The following is a 16,443-nucleotide window of genomic DNA, read 5'->3' as shown; positions in this document are numbered from 1 at the left end:
GGCTCCGATGCGCGACTTTTCCGCCTTCTTCGGCAAATTCGGCTGGCCGGAAGGGAAGGGCCGGCTGCCATTCTGCATCGGCCATCGCGGCGCAAGCGGCCATGAACGGGAAAACACGCTCACCGCCTTTCGCCGCGCGGCTGAACTCGGCGCCGAGATGTGGGAACTCGACACCCAGATGACGTCGGATGGCGTGGTCGTCGTCTCCCATGACGACCATCTGCAACGCGTCTTCCAGCGGGACCTCCACATCTCGCACATGACCTTTGCCGAGCTGCGCGAGGCGGTGCCGGATGTGCCGAGTTTCGCGGAGGTCGCCGCACTCGGCCGGGAGACCGGTTGCGGCCTTTACGTCGAGCTGAAGCGGCCGGGCACCGGCCCGCTCTGCTGGCAGCACCTGAAGGACATGGACCAGCGTTTCGCCTGCCTCGGCTCCTTCGATGTCGTCCAGGTGCGCGAGCTGCGCGAGATGGGCTGCGATTATCCGCTTTCGGTGCTGGTCCGGGTCGGCCACGATCCGCATGCGGCAGGGGAGGCGGCCGGCGCCGACATCCTGCATCTCTGCTGGGAAAAGGCGAGCGACACGCCGCAGGAATTCGTGACCGAGGAACTGATCGACAGGGCTTTCGGCGATGGTAAGGAGCTCGTGCTCTGGCACGAGGAGCGGCCGGATGTCCTGAAGGACATCATGGCGCTGCCCGTGCTCGGCATCTGCACCGACCTGCCGGACCTGATGCGACCAAGGGAAACGAACGGCATGTCCCGCGAGCCACGCCGCGTCACCTCCTTCGACGTCGCCCGGGCGGCCGGCGTCTCCCGCGCCGCCGTGTCGCGTGCCTTCACCCCGGATGCCAGCGTTTCGGAAAAAACCCGGCAGAAGGTCTATCAGGCTGCCAAGGAACTCGGCTACCGGGTCAACTATCTCGCCCGCAGCCTTACCAACAAGCGGTCCGATTTCGTCGGCCTGGTGGCGGCCGGCCTCGACAATCCGTTCCGCACCCAGCAGCTCGAACATCTGGCCCGCGCGCTGATCGCCCGCAATTATCGGCCGATCCTGCTGCCGACCTCCAAGGAGGCCGACAGCGCGACCGTCATCGGCCAATTGCTGCATTACGCCGTTTCCGGCGTCATCATCACCTCGGATGCGCCGCCCTCGCATATTTTCGAGGAATGCGCGGTCGAGGGCGTGCCGATCGTGCTGGTCAACAAGGGCGAGGACTTCCCGTTCGTCGACCGGGTCGTCTCCGACGACCGGATGTCGGGTTACACGGCCGTCGATCATCTCGTCGAATCAGGCGCCAAAAAGCTTGCCGTCATCGCCGGCACGACTGTTTCCTATTCCTCGCGCCGCCGCGCCGAGGCTTTTCAGAGCCGCTGCCAGATGCTCGAGCTCGATGCGCCGCTGATCCCGGTCGCCATCAACGACTATGCCCATGGGCACGAGGCGGCGCAATCGCTGATCGACATGGGCATCGACGGGGTGTTTTCGGTCAACGACTACATGGCCTGTGGCGTGCTCGACGGGCTCGCCAAGGCCGGCCGGAGTTACGGTTCGGTCAAGGTCATCGGCCATGACGACATCCCTCAGGCAAGCTGGTCGGCCTATGATCTCACCACCTTCGTACAGCCCTGCGACGTACAGGCCGAACAGGTGATCGATCTCCTGACCAGCCGCATGTCCGAACCGGACGCCGTGGCTCGGGTGGAATTCACGCCGGTGACGCTGATCAAAAGAAGAAGTGCATAAATGGCATCTGCATTCGATCTCTCCTCCCTGCAATCGCGCGAAAGGACCGCAATCGCGGTCGCCCGCCGGGTCGGCATGGAGGCTGCCGCCTTCCGCGCCGAAGCTCTTCCCGAAACCCTCGGCGTCGAGAACAAGGGCCTGCAGGATTTCGTCACCGTCGCCGACAAACGGGCGGAGGAAGCAATCCGCGCATCCCTGCTCGGCGAATTTCCCGACGATTCCTTCATGGGCGAAGAGGGTGGGGGAGACTCTGGAGAACGCGGCACTTGGGTAGTCGATCCAATCGACGGCACCACCAATTTCATCCGCGGTTTTCGGCACTGGGGCGTCTCGATCGCCTTCGTCTGCGGCGGCGAAATCCTGCTGGGCGTGATCTATGACGCCGCACAGGACCGGGTTTTCCATGCGATACGGGGTGATGGCGCCTTCAAGGAAGGAAAGCCGATCACGGCGGCCAAGACCAGCGATCCCAACCATGCGATCGCCATTCTCGGCCATTCGCGCCGCACCGATTTCGAGGACTACATCACCGTCTCCCGCAAGCTTTACGAGCGGGGTATCGACTATCGCCGCATGGGCGCGGCCGCCATCGGCCTCATCCGCGTCGCCGAAGGCGTGTCCGACCTCTATTACGAACGGCACCTTTCCTCCTGGGACATGCTGGCGGGCGTGCTGATCGCCTCGGAAGCCGGTGCGACGATCGCCGTGCCGCCGCTCGATGAGCTGCTTTCGCGGGGTGGACCGGTGGTTGCCTGTTCCCCGGGGCTTGCCGGCGAGTTCGCCTTCCTGATGGAAATGGAAGGCCTGCTCGCTGCCGCGCAGTAGGGCGGGCAGATAGCCAGACGCATCGACGGCGACATAGAAGCAGCCTATGCCGGGGTGCAACTTTCACCTCAGAATGATATGAATAAGCGGATATCCACGATCCCTGGGGGGACACGATGGCAGGCGCTTCACGTCACGACGCATGGCAGGCGGGCGACAGTTACGAAATCTACATGGGACGTTGGAGCAGGCAGATCGCGCCGCGCTTCATCGAGTGGCTTGAACCCGACGATGATCTTGATTGGCTGGAGGTCGGCTGTGGGACAGGCGCGTTGAGCGCCCGCATCCTTTCGGATACCAATCCGAAATCCCTCATCGCCATCGATCCGTCTGAAGGGTTTCTGGAGAAGGCTCGCTCGACCATCGCCGATCCGCGCGTGGAATTTCAAGTCGGCAAAGGCGAGGCCCTGCCAATTCCATCGGGCACCAGGGACATGATCGTCTCAGGCCTGGCTCTAAACTTCATACCCGACCGCGAAAAGGCGCTTCTGGAAATGCAGAGGACCGCGCGCAGCAAAGCCACCATAGCCTTCTACGTCTGGGATTATCCAGGCGGTGGAGTGGAATTCATGCGGGCTTTCTGGACGGCGGCGACAGAACTGGACCCTGACGCACGCGACCTTACCGAAGATCGCCGCTTCCCCTTCTGCACTCTTGAGGGACTGACCGATCTCGCTCACCGAGCCGGGCTTTCCCACGTGGAGACGACGAAGATCGAAGCCCCCACACGCTTCCAAAATTTCGACGACTTCTGGCATCCATTCACGCTTGGTGCTGGCCCAGCGCCCGGTTACTGCACCAACCTGAAGACGGACGAACGGGAAAAGCTGCGGGAAAAGCTCCAGGAAAGTCTGCCGACGGCAGAGGACGGGTCCATCCCGCTTAAAGCGAGGGCATGGGCAATCCGCGGCAGAAAGCAGTAAGGGGCCTCCGGGGCAACTTGGGCGGCAACGCAAAATGAACGCGTCGGAGCCATTGCCTAACCTATTGTTTTTCCTGTCTATGCCGTTCACTGGTATTCGGATTTCACCTCTGCTAAGTGATGTTCATGCCATTCGAAGACAAAAAGAAAAGTCGTGTGACGCTTCTCGACGTAGCGCGGCGCGCCAATGTGTCCCGCGCCACCGCCTCGCTCGTCATCCGCAAGAGCCCGCTGGTCGGCACCGAGACGCGGGCGCGGGTCGAGGAGGCGATGCGCGAGCTCGGCTATGTCTACAACATGGGGGCCGCGCGGCTGAGGGCCGAACGCAGCCACACGGTCGGCGTCATCGTGCCCAATCTGACGAACCCGTTCTTCGCCGAACTGCTGTCCGGCATCGAGGCAGGGATCGATTCGGCCGGCATGGTGGTGATCCTCGCCAATAGCGGCGATCTGGTCGAACGGCAGGACATGGTGATGCGGCGCATGCGCGAGCACGGCGTCGATGGCGTCATCGTCTGCCCGGCGGCTGGCACCGAGCCTGCATTTCTTCACCAGCTTGCCGAATGGGACCTGCCGCTGGTGCAGGTGCTCCGCCAAATCTCCGAAGAAGTCGATTATGCCGGGGCCGACTATGCGGCCGGGATGCGCCAGGCGGTTGATTATCTGGCCTCGCTCGGCCACCGGACGATCGCGTTTGCCGTCCAGGGGCCGATCCATTCCGCCTATCGCGAGCGTGTCGAAGGGTTTTGCGACGCCATGCAGTCGCGCGGGCTCGATCCGAGCATGATCGTACGTGTACCGAACCAGATCGGCGAAATCGCCGACGCGGCGCATCTCTTGTTCGACGAGCACGAACAGCCGACGGCGGTGATCTGCTTCAACGACGTGATCGCACTCGGCCTTTCCGCCGGCCTCTACGACCGGGGCCTGAAGGTCGGCGAGAATTTTTCGCTGATCGGTTTCGACGACGTGACGGACGCGGAGGCGATGCGGCCGAGGCTCACCTCCGTTTCCACCGCACCCGTGACCATCGGTGCGAATGCCGCCAGGCTTCTCCTCGACCGGCTGCCCGATCCCATCCGCCCGGCTCGGAGGGTCGTGAATGAAACGGTTTTACATATCCGCCAGTCCTGCGGGCCGATCGCCATTTCGCCTGACAACAATCCGCCAGCTTCCGGTTGACGTCCGGATGAAAAGCTTTTAGATCGATCTAAATGGAAAGGCGCCGCAGAGGAGTGGCGCTCTTTCGACATCATTGGGGAGGTCCCAAGTTGTACGCTTTCAATTTCGAGCCCGTATTTGCGGGTTTCGACCAGCTTCTGCTCGGCGCCTGGCTGACGATCCAGCTTTCGGTGGCAGCGATGATCATCGGCTTGATCGTCTCAATCGCCTGTGCCGCGGGCAAGACCTCCGGTATCGCGCCGCTGCGCTGGGTCATCGACGCCTATATCGAGATCATCCGCAACACGCCGTTCCTGGTGCAGATCTTCTTCATCTTCTTCGGCCTGCCGTCGCTCGGGATTTTTCTGACCCCGAACAGCGCGGCGCTCGTGGCACTAGTCGTCAATTTCGGCGCCTACGGCACGGAAATCATCCGCGCCGGCATCGAGTCGATCCAGAAGGGGCAGATCGAAGCCGGCACGGCGCTCGGCCTCTCGAAGCTGCAGGTCTTCCGCTACATCATCCTGAAGCCGGCGCTGCGCACCGTCTATCCGTCGCTGACCAGCCAGTTCATCTACCTGATGCTGACCTCGAGCGTCGTTTCGGCGATATCGGCCGACGACCTTGCCGCCGCCGGCAACAATCTGCAGTCGCAGACCTTCGCGAGCTTCGAAGTCTATATCGTCATCACGATCATGTATCTCGTCATGTCGGTCGGTTTTTCTACGATCTTCTCGATGATCGAGAAGGCTGCCTTCAAATATCCGTTGAGCCGATAGGAGCCTGGCCATGCCATTGATCAGACCTTTCGGCATCAACGAATTCTGGATCATCGTGCTGGCCGCGCAATGGACAATCGCACTGTCGGCGATCGCCTTCGCTGGCGGGGGTATCGGCGGCCTGCTGATCGCGCTGCTGCGTGTCTCGGATGCGAAGCTGCCGCGGCTGATCGCCACCGGCTTCATCCGCGTCTTCCAGGGAACGCCGCTCTTGATGCAGCTCTTCCTGGTGTTCTTTGGCATGAACATCCTCGGCTTTGCCATCAATCCCTGGCTTGCGGCAACCGTCGCGCTCACCCTGCATGCGAGCGCCTTCCTCGGCGAAATCTGGCGCGGCTGCATCGAAGCGGTGCCGCCCGGCCAGCGGGAAGCCGCGACCGCGCTCGGCCTGCGCTACTACAACCGGATGCGCTACATCGTCCTGCCGCAGGCCTTAAAGATCGCGGTGGCGCCGACGGTCGGCTTCCTGGTGCAGCTCATCAAGGGCACCTCGCTTGCGGCAATCATCGGTTTTACCGAGCTCACCCGCCAGGGCCAGATCATCAACAATGCGACATTCAGCCCGTTCATGGTGTTCGGCACGGTGGCCGCGGTCTATTTCGTCCTCTGCTGGCCGCTTTCGGTGCTGGCACGACGCATGGAACTCAGATTTTCCCGCGCAACGGCACGTTGACGGGACCCGAGCCGGAGGGAGGAAAGCCGGCACAACAGAAAAGGGTAGGAACATGAATATTTCTAGACGCATGGTTATGGCCGTCATCGGCGCAGGCCTGATGATGGGCGCAGGCGCCTCCACCGCATCGGCACAGACCGTCGAAAGCATCAAGTCCGCAGGCACCGTCAAGATCGGCATGCTGGTCGACTTCCCGCCCTTCGGCATCATGAACACCTCGAACGAGCCGGACGGTTATGACGCCGACGTGGCAAAGCTGCTCGCCAAGGAATTCGGCGTGAAGGTGCAGATCGTTCCGGTTACCGGCCCGAACCGCATTCCCTATCTTCAGAGCAACCAGGTTGACCTGCTTGTCGCCTCGCTCGGCATTACCGAAGAGCGCGCCAAGAGCGTCGACTTCTCGCAGCCCTATGCCGGTATTTCGATCGGCGTGTTCGGCGCCAAGGCGACCGAGGTCTCCAAGCCGGAAGACCTGTCGGGCAAGACGATCGGTGTTGCCCGCGCCTCGACGCAGGATACCGGCGTCACCAAGATCGCTCCGAAGGATGCCAAGATCCAGCGTTTCGATGACGATGCCAGCGCCGTGCAGGCCCTGCTGTCCGGCCAGGTTCAGCTGATCGGCGTCTCGAACGTTGTTGCCGCCCAGATCGAAAAGGCAGCTCCCGGCCGTTTCACCCAGAAGCTGCAGCTCAGCCAGCAGGTTCAGGGCATTGCCGTCCGCAAGGGCTCGACCGAGCTGTTGACGGCTGTCAACGCCTTCATCGCCAAGGTCAAGGCCAATGGCGAGCTCGGCAAGATCCATGAAAAGTGGCTCGGCGCTCCGCTGCCGGACTTCGTCGCCAACGCCAAGTAAGACCAGAACCACGCCCAGAACTGAGATCGAAAAGGAGTTCCTCATGACGACTGAGGTGAACGCAAACGCATCGGCCGCGGCCACGCGAGGAGCTTCCGAACTCGCCGTCAGGATGGAAGGCGTCAACAAGTGGTATGGCGGTTTTCACGCACTGAAGGACGTCGAACTGTCGGTCAACCGGGGGGAGCGGATCGTCATCTGCGGGCCTTCCGGCTCCGGCAAGTCGACGCTGATCCGCTGCATCAACCAGCTGGAGACGATCCAGAAGGGCAGAATCGTCGTCGATGGCCATGACCTGACCGCCGGGGCTAAGAATGTCGATATCGTCCGCCAGGAGACCGGCATGGTCTTCCAGCAGTTCAACCTTTTCCCGCATATGACCGTCCTGGAAAACTGCACGCTTGCGCCGATGAAGGTGCGCGGCATTTCGAAAGTCGAAGCCGAAAAGATCGCCCGCAAGTACCTGGAGCGGGTGCGCATTCCCGAACAGGCGGAAAAATATCCCGCCCAGCTTTCCGGCGGCCAGCAGCAGCGCGTCGCGATCGCCCGCGCGCTCTGCATGAACCCGAAGATCATGCTGTTCGACGAGCCGACCTCGGCGCTCGATCCGGAAATGGTCAAGGAAGTCCTCGACACCATGATCGACCTTGCGAAAGAGGGGATGACCATGCTCTGCGTCACCCATGAAATGGGCTTCGCCCGCCAGGTCGCCGACCGGGTGATCTTCATGGACCGCGGCGAAATCCTCGAAACCGCCGCGCCGGGAGAATTCTTCGGCAATCCCAAGAACGAGCGCCTGAAGATCTTCCTCGGACAGATCTCCTGAGGCCGCTGTCAACTATTGAAATTTAAGGAGTTCCGGACGTGAAACCAGATATCCTGCTTGTGGAACCGATGATGCAGTTCATCGAGGACCAGCTCGACGCCGCCTATACCGTGCATCGGCTATACGACCCCGCGCAGAAGGAAACGCTAGAAGCAGCGTTGCCGAACATCCGCGCCGTCGCGACCGGCGGTGGCACCGGCCTTTCCAACGAATGGATCGAGAAGCTGCCGTCGCTCGGCGTCATTGCCATCAACGGCGTCGGCACCGACAAGGTCGATCTCAAATTCACCCGCAGCCGCAATATCGACGTCACCACCACGCCCGGCGTCTTGACCGATGACGTCGCAGACATGGGCATCGCGCTGATGCTCGGCGTGCTGCGCCATATCGCCAAGGGCGACGCATTCGTGCGGGCCGGCAAGTGGGGTGCCCAAGGATTTCCTCTCGGCAACAGCCCCAAGGGCAAGCGTGTCGGCATCCTCGGCCTCGGCCAGATCGGCAAGGCCTTCGGCCGCCGCGCCGAAGCCTTCGGCATGGACGTGCGCTTCTGGAACCGCTCGCCGGTCAAGGACACGACTTGGAAGGCCTGTGCCTCGCCGGTGGCCTTGGCAGAAGACAGCGACGTGCTGTGCGTCATCGTCGCGGCGAATGCGCAGACGAAGGACATCGTCAATGCCGAGGTTCTGAAGGCGCTGGGACCGAAAGGTATCCTGATCAATATCGCCCGCGGCAGCGTTGTCGACGAGAACGCGCTGCTCGCCGCCCTCAACGACGGCACGATCGGAGCCGCCGGTCTCGACGTCTATCTCGACGAACCGCGTATCCGCGAAGACTTTTTCACCGCGCCGAACACGGTGCTGATGCCGCACCAGGGCAGCGCCACGGTCGAGACCCGCGTCGCCATGGGGGAGCTGGTGCTTGCCAATATCGCCGCGCGCTTCGCCGGCGAAAAGCCGCCGACCACCGTCAATTGAGCAATTCCAGGAAAAGCGTGAAGCGGTTTTCCGTCCGGAATTGCGCTGCGCAAAAGTGAGCCGGAGAAAAGAGATGATCATCCGTCAGGCCTTTTTCGAAGGCATGATCCATGCCGGTCGGGAAGAGGCGTTCAAGACCTATGTGGCCGAGAAGCTTATGCCGATGTGGCTGGCTTTTCCGGGCATTAAGGAAGTGCGCGTGCTCTACAATGTCGAGCGCGACGAAGGTGCACCGTCCTACCCGATGGTGCTGTCGACCATGTACGAAAGCCGCGAGGCGCTGGCCGCGGCCTTGGAATCGCCGGTGCGCTACGAGAGCCGGGACATGACCAAGGGCTTGCTTGAGATGTTCGACGGCCACATCCATCACCACGTCTTCGATCTGGCGCTGTCCTGATTTCATCGGCCGCCGGTCACCCCCCGGCGGTCTTCGTGCCTGAGCCAGGCGCGCGATAAGCGGGCGTGTTCGGTTCGAACAGTTCGATCAGGTTGCCGGACGGATCTTCCAGTAAAATCTGCTTGCCGCCCGTCCCCTGGATGATCTCGTTGCGGAAGCCGCAGCCGGCCAGTTTCAGCCGCTCAACCATCCCATCCAGGTCGTCGACGGTGAGATGAATGCGGTTCCAGCCGCCGGGTGCCTGCTGCTCTCCAGACGGCATTGGCGCACCGCCGCCACCCCGCGGGTTCGGCTGAGACAGATAGAGATGCATGTCGCCGCGTGAAATTTCCGCAAAAGGCGGGGCAGGGTGCATCTCGAGCTTGAAGCCGAGGTGTGCGGTGTAGAAATCGATCGCTGCCTTTACATCGTTGACGATATATCTGAAACATGCGGACATGGTCTGCTCCCTCCCGGTGTCAGATGGATATCCGAAGACAAGCCTAACATTCCCGCAACAGAGGGCAAGCGTCGTCCGTCTTCCTCAGCAAGGCCCGCTGGACGCCCGCGGCGGACGCATGGAAACCGCATAAAGGTGCGGGGAAAGCCCGAAACTGCGGGTGAAGATGCGGGTCATGTGGCTCTGGTCGGCAAAGCCGCTGGCCAGCGCCGCCTCCGCAAGTCCCGCCCCGCCGGCGATCAGTTTTCGCGCCAGCTGGATGCGCCGCTGGATCAGGTAGGCATGCGGAGTGAACCCGATCACCTTGTCGAAAGCGCGCAGGAGCTGGAATTGGCTGACGCCGGCGAGGTCCGCCAGATCGGCAAGGCTGACCGCTCTGGCCGGATCGTCATCAATCCGCTCGCGCGCTGCCCGGATCCCTCGCGGAACCGGTTTCGGCTCCGGCACCTCCCGCATCACCTCGGCCAACAGCGTCAGCAGCAATTCCTGGCGGCGGAGTTCGGCGCCAGCTTGCTCGGCGGTCATCGCCGTGAACAGCTGCCGCATCGTCGCGGCATGCGGGGGTTGCCGCAGCACCGGATCGGCAAATTCGAAATCGCCGGGCCTGCCCTGGCGGATATCGGCGACGGCTCCGGCTATCACGTGCAGATCGAAATAGAGCATCTCCCAGAAACGGCCCTCGTCGCCGATCGGCGCGCCGTCATGCACCTCGCCGGGGTTGACGGTGATGACGTCGCCCGCTCCGGCTTCCACCGGACCGCGTCCGCTTGCGGACTTCTGGGCGCCGCTCTCGATCACGCCGATGCCGTACTGGTCGTGGGTGTGACGGGCAAAATGGTGGTCGGAGCGGGCCACGACCGCCTGCACGCCGGCCATGCCGCATCGAAACATCCGAAATCCGTTTCGTCCCTTCGCGCGCATCGGCTCCTCGCGTTCGAGCCAGCATAACCCGGCTCGAGAAGATCACCAACCGGCAGCTTCCAGCTTCACGCGGCTTATAGGACGGTGCGCACCCGCCAGAGTTCGGGAAACAGTTCGACGTCCAGCATCTTCTTCAGATACGACGTTCCCGACGTGCCGCCCGTGCCACGCTTGAAGCCTATCACCCGTTCCACAGTGGTGACGTGATTGAATCGCCAGCGGCGGAAATAGTCCTCGAAGTCGACCAGCTTTTCGGCGAGTTCGTAAAGCTCCCAATAGGTGCCGGGTGCGCTATAGACCTGTTTCCAGGCCTCCAGCACCTGTTCGTTCTCGGTGCGTTTTGTGCGCCAGTCGATTCTGGCCGCGTCCTCGCCGATATCGAAGCCGCGCCGGGAAAGCAGCATCAGCGCCTCGTCGTAAAGGCTCGGACGGGCAAGGATGCCTTCCAGCATCTCGGTAATATCAGGCCGATGCGCATGTGGCCCGAGCATCGCGACGTTGCGGTTGCCGGCGAGGAACTCGATCGCCCGGTATTGATAGGACTGGAAGCCGGAAGACTGGCCGAGCGAGGCCCGGAATTCCGTATATTCGCTGGGCGTCATGGTGCGCAGCACGTCCCAGGCATTGTTGAGCTGCTCGAAAATGCGGGCGACGCGGGTGAGCATCTTGAAGGCCGGCTGCGGATCGTCATTGCGGATGGCCTCGATCGCCGAGGTGATCTCGTGGATCGCAAGCTTCATCCACAGTTCGGACGTCTGGTGCTGGATGATGAACAGCAGTTCGTCATGCGCCGCCGAAATCGGCGCCTGCGCGTCGAGCACCTTTTCGAGATGCAGGTAGTCGGAATAGGACATCTTCTCGCGAAAAGACATTTCCGCGCCGTCTTCGCCGGGGTCGTAAGGTTTTGCGCTCATGATGTCCGATATGTCTTTCGCGGCCTAGAATTCCACTTCCAACTCGACGATTTCGTCCGGTTCCGCAAGTGCGCCTTCGGTCCATTCGAGCATCAGCGGCCAGGCAAGGACCATTTCCGCATAGGCGGCAAGCTTCGGCGAGAGCTCGACCGCGTAGGTACGGAAACGGCTACAGACCGGCGCATACATGGCATCCGCCACCGTTGGTTTCTTACCGAACAGCCACGGGCCGCCGCTTGCCTCCAGGCACTCGGTCCAGATCGTCTTGACCCGCTCGACATCCGGCCGGGCGCCCGAAAAGATCTTGAACCGCTCATGCCGCGCCTTGAGGTTCATCGGCAGGGCGGAGCGGAGATTGTGGAAGCCCGAATGCATTTCACCCGAGACCGCACGACAGCGGGCGCGATCGGCGATGTCGGCCGGCCAGAGACCGGCGTCAGGGGTGATTTCGTTCAGGTATTCGGCGATCGCCAGCGTATCCCAGACGATGACCTCGTCATGGGTCAGTCGCGGCACCAGCACGGAGGGCGACAGGAGCAGTAGTTCCTGGCGCGCATCGTCGTTCATCTCGACCAGCACTTCCTCGAAATCGAGGCCTGCCATGCGGCAGAGGAGCCATCCGCGGAGCGACCAGGAGGAATAGTTTTTTGACGAAATCGTCAGTGTCGCTTGTGCCATCGCTCAAAACTCCTGCCGGACAACCGTGCGTCCGATGACAATCTTCTCGCATCGCGAGACATATTGCACTAGCATTTTTGCACTGCCGCATTTTAGCGGCGCGGGGGTCCGTTCATGCTCTATCAGGCCTATCAATTTCATGATGACCTCCTCGCCCCGATGCGAGACCTAGCCCGACGCCTGCAGCTGATGTCCTCCACCCTGTTCTTCGGCGCCGGCACCGAAATGGGCCGGCATGCCGCTGCGGCACTCGAACTGATGTCGCGCTTCAAGATCACCCATGAGCGGCCGGAGTTCGAGATCAACTCGGTCACGATCGGCAATCGCGACGTGCCGATCGCTGTGGAAACGGCGCTCGACCTGCCCTTCGGCCGCCTGCTGCATTTCGTCGCCGACGTCGATACGCCCCGCCCGCGGGTGCTGGTGGTCGCGCCGCTCTCCGGCCATTTCGCGACGCTGCTGCGCGGCACCGTCCAGACGCTGCTGAAGGACCATGACGTCTATGTCACCGACTGGGCAAATGCGCGAGACGTTTCCACGGCCGCCGGCCGTTTCGGCATGGACGTTTATGTCGATTACATCATCCGTTTCCTCGAGGAGATCGGACCGCGCGGGCATATCCTCGCCGTCTGCCAGCCCTGCGTCCAGGCGCTGGTCGCCGTCGCGGTGATGTCGGAGGCGAAAAACCCGGCGACCCCGCGCACCATGACGCTGATGGCCGGACCGGTCGATACCCGCGAGAGCCCGACCAAGGTCAACGAACTTGCGGTCTCGAAGCCGCTGTCGTGGTTCAAGAGCGAGTTGATCACCGGCGTTCCGATGGGCTTTCCCGGTAGCGGGCGGCGCGTCTATCCCGGTTTCCTGCAGCTCGTCGCCTTCATGAGCATGAACATGGAGCGCCATGTCGAGGCGCATCGTAAGCTCTACCGGCATCTCGCCAAGGGCGAGACGGCTGAGGCGAACAAGATCAAGCATTTCTACGATGAATATTTCGCCGTGCTCGACATGACCGAGGAATTCTACATCGAGACGATCGACCGGGTGTTCCAGAGGGCGGAGCTGGCGAGCGGCACCTACACCCATCATGGCCGCAAGGTGGATCCGAGCCATATCCACGCCACGGCGCTTCTGACCGTCGAGGGCGGACGCGACGATATTTGCGGGCTCGGCCAGACTTCGGCCGCGCACGACCTCTGTCGCTCGCTGCGGCCGCATCTGCGCCGCCACCATCTGCAGGCCAATGTCGGGCACTATGGTGTCTTCAGCGGACGCCGATGGGAGAAGGAAATCTACCCTGTCGTGCGCAACCTGATCCTCGCAATGGAATGACGCCGAAGGCGCCAAGTCTCATGCCTCGGCTTGCATACGATCCTCTATCTGCTGTATGCAATAAACGGGTAGGAGAAAAGAGATGAGCAGCAGGGATCCAGTTTTTGGCTGGTGGGACGCTCCACCGTTTATCGGCGAGCTGATCCAGTCCTTGTCCGGCCGCGGCCGGGCCTTGTTCGGCCTGTCATCGCCGCCCGTGCAGAACCGCGATCTCACCGGCCTTGCCGAGATGATCCTGTCACGCCGCGGCGAAGTCTCCGGCGCCATTCTGGCCGAAGCCTTCCTCGAAGCCTACCGCCAGGCAAGTGCCGCGGACCGCGACGTGTTCATGCACGCGCTTCTGGATCGTTTCGGCCCCGACCGCACGGCCCTCGATGCGGCGGCCGCAGCCTATAACACCGAGCCGAGCGCAGAGAATATTGCCAGGCTGCACGAGGCGGCCGAACCGCGCCGGCAGGAGCTTTTCCGCCGCATCAATTTCGCCAAGCGCGGCACGGCGACGCTGGTCGAGATGCGCGAGCATCTGATGGACATGTTGTCCAAGGAGCCGGCGCTGCAGCCGGTCGACCTCGACTTCTGCCATCTCTTCTCCTCATGGTTCAACCGGGGCTTCCTGATGTTGCGATCGATCGACTGGACCACGCCCGCCAATATTCTCGAGGCGCTGATCCGCTATGAAGCCGTGCACGATATCGACGGCTGGGACGATCTGCGCCGGCGACTGGCGCCGGCCGACCGCCGTTGCTTCGGCTTCTTCCACCCGCAATTGGAAGACGAGCCGCTGATCTTCGTCGAGGTGGCGCTGACCGACCATCTGCCGGCTTCGGTCGATGCGCTTCTCGCCCGCGACCGCCAGCCTCTGGAAGTGCAGCAGGCGACGACGGCCGTCTTCTATTCGATTTCCAACTGCCAGCGCGGCCTTGCCGGCATTTCGCTCGGCAACTTCCTCATCAAGCAGGTGGTGAACGATCTGAAACGCGACCTTCCGCGGCTCGAAAATTTCGTGACGCTATCGCCCATCCCGGGCTTCAGTGCCTGGCTGCGCGGCGAAAGCCGCGTAACCGACAGCGAAGAAATCACCCGAGAAAAGCAGCGGCTTATCGCCAGACTTGAAGGTGATTGGGCATCTGCCGGCGAGCACGAACTCGACCAGATCCAGCGCGCCATGCTGCCGCTCGGGGCGCACTACCTGTTGAACGTCCGGCGCGGCAATGGCCGGCCGGTCGATCCGGTGGCGCGGTTCCATCTCGGCAACGGCGCGCAGGCCGAGCGGCTCAATTTTCTCGGCGACCGATCGCCGAAGGGCATGCGCCAGTCCTACGGCCTGATGGTCAACTATCGCTACCGGCTCGGCGAAATCGAGAAGAACCATGAGGCTTATGCCGAAAACGGCCATATCGCAGCCACGCCGGCGCTGCGCAAACTGGCCCAACCGGTTTCCCAGGAGGTGTTTTAATGGCTGGTAATCTCTATGACGCGCTGCTCGGCGGGCTCGACCGGGAGGATCGGCTGCTCCTGACGGACGAAACGGTCGGCGCCATAAGCTACCGCGCCTTTGCCGATCAATGCGCGCGGCTTGCCGGAGCTCTTCTTGCAGCCGGCCTGCAGCCGGGCGACCGGGTTGCCGTCCAGGCGGAAAAGTCGGTCGCGGCACTGGCGCTCTATCTGGCGACGGTCCGCGCAGGCGGCATCTACCTGCCGCTCAACATCGCCTACACACCGGCGGAAATCGAATATTTCCTCACCGACGCCGAGCCTGCGATCTTCATCTGCGATCCTTCGAAAATCGAGGCGCTGCAGCCGATCGCCAAGGCGGCCGGCGCGAAGATCCTGACGCTCGATCCCGCGGGGCAGGGGACTTTGACAGACGCCGCCGCCATTGCCACGCCGATTGCCGAAACCTCGGCGCGGGGAGGAGCGGATATCGCCGCGATCCTCTATACCTCCGGCACGACGGGGCGTTCCAAGGGCGCCATGCTCAGCCACGACAATCTCCTGTCGAACGCGACGTCGCTGGTGGACAGCTGGCGTTTCACCGACAAGGATGTGCTGATCCACGCGCTGCCGATCTTCCACACGCACGGGCTTTTCGTCGCCACAAATGTCGTGCTCGCCTCGCGCGCCTCGATGATTTTCCACGCGAAATTCGACCCGAACAAGATCATGGAGATCATGCCGAAGGCGACCGTGCTGATGGGCGTGCCGACCTTCTATACCCGCCTGCTGCAACATCCAGGGCTCGACAGGGACAGCACCGCCCATATGCGCCTGTTCGTCTCCGGATCAGCGCCGCTTCTCGCCGAAACCCACGCGGAATGGCAGGCGCGCACCGGTCACGCCATCCTCGAGCGCTACGGCATGACCGAGACCAACATGAACACCTCGAACCCCTATGACGGCCGGCGCGTCGCCGGCACGGTCGGCTTTCCGTTGCCGGGCGTCGAGGTGCGGATCACTGAGCCCGAAACAGGCGCCTCCCTCGGCACAGAAGAGATCGGCATGATCGAGGTGCGCGGCCCGAACGTGTTTTCGGGTTACTGGCGCATGCCGGAAAAAACCGCCGCGGAATTCCGCAAGGACGGCTTCTTCATCACCGGCGATCTCGGCAAGGTCGATACCGACGGTTATCTGCATATCGTCGGGCGCGGCAAGGACCTCATCATCACCGGCGGCTACAATGTATACCCGAAAGAGGTGGAGATGGAGATCGACGCCATGCCGGGCGTTACCGAAAGTGCCGTCTTCGGCGTCAAGCATGCGGATTTCGGCGAGGGCATCATCGCCGCAATCGTCCTGAAATCAGGTGCCCAATTGACCGAACAGGAGGTCATCAAGGCGCTCGACGGCCGTCTGGCCGGCTATAAACGCCCGAAAAAAGTGGCGTTCATGGCCGAACTGCCGCGCAACACGATGGGCAAGGTCCAGAAGAATATACTGCGCGATCGGTTTTCCGGAGTTTTCGAGCCTGCGGTGGCTGCAAAATAGGCGATAGAAATTTTAGGACT

At 62.3% G+C, this 16,443-nt stretch carries 17 protein-coding genes and 1 pseudogene; 14 read left to right on the top strand and 4 right to left on the bottom strand.

The annotated features are described in order from the left end of the window. Positions 1–7: 7 nt before the first annotated feature. From C5J22_RS00455 to C5J22_RS00405, 11 genes and pseudogenes are all read left to right on the top strand, one after another. Positions 8–742 (top strand): annotated as a pseudogene (locus C5J22_RS00455) (glycerophosphodiester phosphodiesterase); the annotation flags it as partial. Between the two features lie 15 nt (positions 743–757). Further along, complete coding sequence (locus C5J22_RS00450) at positions 758–1,747, top strand: LacI family DNA-binding transcriptional regulator (RefSeq protein ID WP_105437158.1); 990 nt, start codon at positions 758–760, stop codon at positions 1,745–1,747. Next, positions 1,748–2,572 (top strand): inositol monophosphatase family protein, encoded by an 825-nt coding sequence (locus C5J22_RS00445; protein WP_105436679.1) that lies wholly within the window; start codon positions 1,748–1,750, stop codon positions 2,570–2,572. It abuts the gene before it with no gap. A gap of 116 nt (positions 2,573–2,688) precedes the next feature. Beyond that, on the top strand, positions 2,689–3,495 hold the full coding sequence (locus C5J22_RS00440) for a class I SAM-dependent methyltransferase (RefSeq protein ID WP_105436678.1): 807 nt from the start codon (positions 2,689–2,691) through the stop codon (positions 3,493–3,495). 125 nt (positions 3,496–3,620) lie between these two features. Next, the gene (locus tag C5J22_RS00435; RefSeq protein WP_105437157.1) at positions 3,621–4,676 is read left to right on the top strand and encodes a LacI family DNA-binding transcriptional regulator; all 1,056 of its coding nucleotides are present in this window, start codon (positions 3,621–3,623) and stop codon (positions 4,674–4,676) included. An 89-nt stretch (positions 4,677–4,765) separates the two neighbouring features. Further along, complete coding sequence (locus C5J22_RS00430) at positions 4,766–5,434, top strand: amino acid ABC transporter permease (RefSeq protein ID WP_105436677.1); 669 nt, start codon at positions 4,766–4,768, stop codon at positions 5,432–5,434. 16 nt (positions 5,435–5,450) lie between these two features. Beyond that, the gene (locus C5J22_RS00425; RefSeq protein WP_105404968.1) at positions 5,451–6,107 is read left to right on the top strand and encodes an amino acid ABC transporter permease; all 657 of its coding nucleotides are present in this window, start codon (positions 5,451–5,453) and stop codon (positions 6,105–6,107) included. Between the two features lie 52 nt (positions 6,108–6,159). Further along, positions 6,160–6,960 carry a transporter substrate-binding domain-containing protein gene (locus tag C5J22_RS00420; protein WP_105425576.1) on the top strand — a complete coding sequence of 267 codons (801 nt, stop codon included), beginning with the start codon at positions 6,160–6,162 and terminating at the stop codon, positions 6,958–6,960. 43 nt (positions 6,961–7,003) lie between these two features. Next, positions 7,004–7,786 carry an amino acid ABC transporter ATP-binding protein gene (locus tag C5J22_RS00415; protein ID WP_105436676.1) on the top strand — a complete coding sequence of 261 codons (783 nt, stop codon included), beginning with the start codon at positions 7,004–7,006 and terminating at the stop codon, positions 7,784–7,786. Between the two features lie 68 nt (positions 7,787–7,854). Next, entirely contained in the window at positions 7,855–8,760 is a 906-nt protein-coding gene (locus tag C5J22_RS00410; protein ID WP_105437156.1) for a 2-hydroxyacid dehydrogenase, read from the top strand. A gap of 73 nt (positions 8,761–8,833) precedes the next feature. Then, positions 8,834–9,157, top strand: a complete 324-nt coding sequence (locus C5J22_RS00405) for a hypothetical protein (RefSeq protein ID WP_105436675.1) — start codon at positions 8,834–8,836, stop codon at positions 9,155–9,157. Positions 9,158–9,173: 16 nt separating this feature from the next. Here the strand turns inward: C5J22_RS00405 and C5J22_RS00400 are convergent, their stop codons facing one another. The 4 genes from C5J22_RS00400 to C5J22_RS00385 all read right to left on the bottom strand — a co-directional run bounded on the left by C5J22_RS00400 (position 9,174) and on the right by C5J22_RS00385 (position 12,109). Further along, a complete protein-coding gene (locus C5J22_RS00400) occupies positions 9,174–9,596 on the bottom strand; it encodes a VOC family protein (RefSeq protein WP_105436674.1) in 423 nt (140 codons plus the stop codon). A gap of 84 nt (positions 9,597–9,680) precedes the next feature. Then, positions 9,681–10,517 carry an AraC family transcriptional regulator gene (locus C5J22_RS00395; RefSeq protein WP_105436673.1) on the bottom strand — a complete coding sequence of 279 codons (837 nt, stop codon included), beginning with the start codon at positions 10,515–10,517 and terminating at the stop codon, positions 9,681–9,683. Positions 10,518–10,591: 74 nt separating this feature from the next. Beyond that, positions 10,592–11,431 carry a tryptophan 2,3-dioxygenase gene (gene kynA, locus C5J22_RS00390; RefSeq protein WP_105436672.1) on the bottom strand — a complete coding sequence of 280 codons (840 nt, stop codon included), beginning with the start codon at positions 11,429–11,431 and terminating at the stop codon, positions 10,592–10,594. 24 nt (positions 11,432–11,455) lie between these two features. Continuing rightward, positions 11,456–12,109 (bottom strand): glutathione S-transferase, encoded by a 654-nt coding sequence (locus C5J22_RS00385; protein ID WP_105436671.1) that lies wholly within the window; start codon positions 12,107–12,109, stop codon positions 11,456–11,458. Between the two features lie 114 nt (positions 12,110–12,223). On the opposite strand from C5J22_RS00385, the gene C5J22_RS00380 reads away from it, so the two are divergent. The 3 genes from C5J22_RS00380 (at position 12,224) to C5J22_RS00370 (ending at position 16,423) form a co-directional block, all read left to right on the top strand. Further along, the gene (locus C5J22_RS00380; RefSeq protein ID WP_105436670.1) at positions 12,224–13,438 is read left to right on the top strand and encodes a polyhydroxyalkanoate depolymerase; all 1,215 of its coding nucleotides are present in this window, start codon (positions 12,224–12,226) and stop codon (positions 13,436–13,438) included. Between the two features lie 82 nt (positions 13,439–13,520). Beyond that, positions 13,521–14,894: a malonyl-CoA decarboxylase gene (locus C5J22_RS00375; protein WP_105436669.1), complete on the top strand. Its 1,374-nt coding sequence runs from the start codon at positions 13,521–13,523 to the stop codon at positions 14,892–14,894. Further along, positions 14,894–16,423: a malonyl-CoA synthase gene (locus C5J22_RS00370; RefSeq protein WP_105436668.1), complete on the top strand. Its 1,530-nt coding sequence runs from the start codon at positions 14,894–14,896 to the stop codon at positions 16,421–16,423. The genes C5J22_RS00375 and C5J22_RS00370 overlap by 1 nt, the downstream gene beginning before the upstream one ends. Positions 16,424–16,443 lie beyond the last annotated feature (20 nt).

Source organism: Neorhizobium sp. T25_13 (assembly GCF_002968675.1).
GTDB classification, from domain to species: Bacteria; Pseudomonadota; Alphaproteobacteria; order Rhizobiales; family Rhizobiaceae; genus Neorhizobium; species Neorhizobium tomejilense.
This window is presented reverse-complemented; position numbering and strand designations above follow the sequence as displayed.

Excerpts from the sequence above, each read along its gene's own strand:
- C5J22_RS00375 (WP_105436669.1), top strand. The coding sequence starts at position 13,521 with ATGAGCAGCAGGGATCCAGTTTTTGGCTGGTGGGACGCTCCACCGTTT.
- C5J22_RS00445 (WP_105436679.1), top strand. The coding sequence starts at position 1,748 with ATGGCATCTGCATTCGATCTCTCCTCCCTGCAATCGCGCGAAAGGACC.
- C5J22_RS00385 (WP_105436671.1), bottom strand. The coding sequence starts at position 12,109 with ATGGCACAAGCGACACTGACGATTTCGTCAAAAAACTATTCCTCCTGG.
- C5J22_RS00420 (WP_105425576.1), top strand. The coding sequence starts at position 6,160 with ATGAATATTTCTAGACGCATGGTTATGGCCGTCATCGGCGCAGGCCTG.
- C5J22_RS00380 (WP_105436670.1), top strand. The coding sequence starts at position 12,224 with ATGCTCTATCAGGCCTATCAATTTCATGATGACCTCCTCGCCCCGATG.
- C5J22_RS00395 (WP_105436673.1), bottom strand. The coding sequence starts at position 10,517 with ATGCGCGCGAAGGGACGAAACGGATTTCGGATGTTTCGATGCGGCATG.
- C5J22_RS00450 (WP_105437158.1), top strand. The coding sequence starts at position 758 with ATGTCCCGCGAGCCACGCCGCGTCACCTCCTTCGACGTCGCCCGGGCG.
- C5J22_RS00410 (WP_105437156.1), top strand. The coding sequence starts at position 7,855 with ATGATGCAGTTCATCGAGGACCAGCTCGACGCCGCCTATACCGTGCAT.
- kynA (WP_105436672.1), bottom strand. The coding sequence starts at position 11,431 with ATGAGCGCAAAACCTTACGACCCCGGCGAAGACGGCGCGGAAATGTCT.
- C5J22_RS00370 (WP_105436668.1), top strand. The coding sequence starts at position 14,894 with ATGGCTGGTAATCTCTATGACGCGCTGCTCGGCGGGCTCGACCGGGAG.
- C5J22_RS00435 (WP_105437157.1), top strand. The coding sequence starts at position 3,621 with ATGCCATTCGAAGACAAAAAGAAAAGTCGTGTGACGCTTCTCGACGTA.
- C5J22_RS00400 (WP_105436674.1), bottom strand. The coding sequence starts at position 9,596 with ATGTCCGCATGTTTCAGATATATCGTCAACGATGTAAAGGCAGCGATC.
- C5J22_RS00405 (WP_105436675.1), top strand. The coding sequence starts at position 8,834 with ATGATCATCCGTCAGGCCTTTTTCGAAGGCATGATCCATGCCGGTCGG.
- C5J22_RS00440 (WP_105436678.1), top strand. The coding sequence starts at position 2,689 with ATGGCAGGCGCTTCACGTCACGACGCATGGCAGGCGGGCGACAGTTAC.
- C5J22_RS00415 (WP_105436676.1), top strand. The coding sequence starts at position 7,004 with ATGACGACTGAGGTGAACGCAAACGCATCGGCCGCGGCCACGCGAGGA.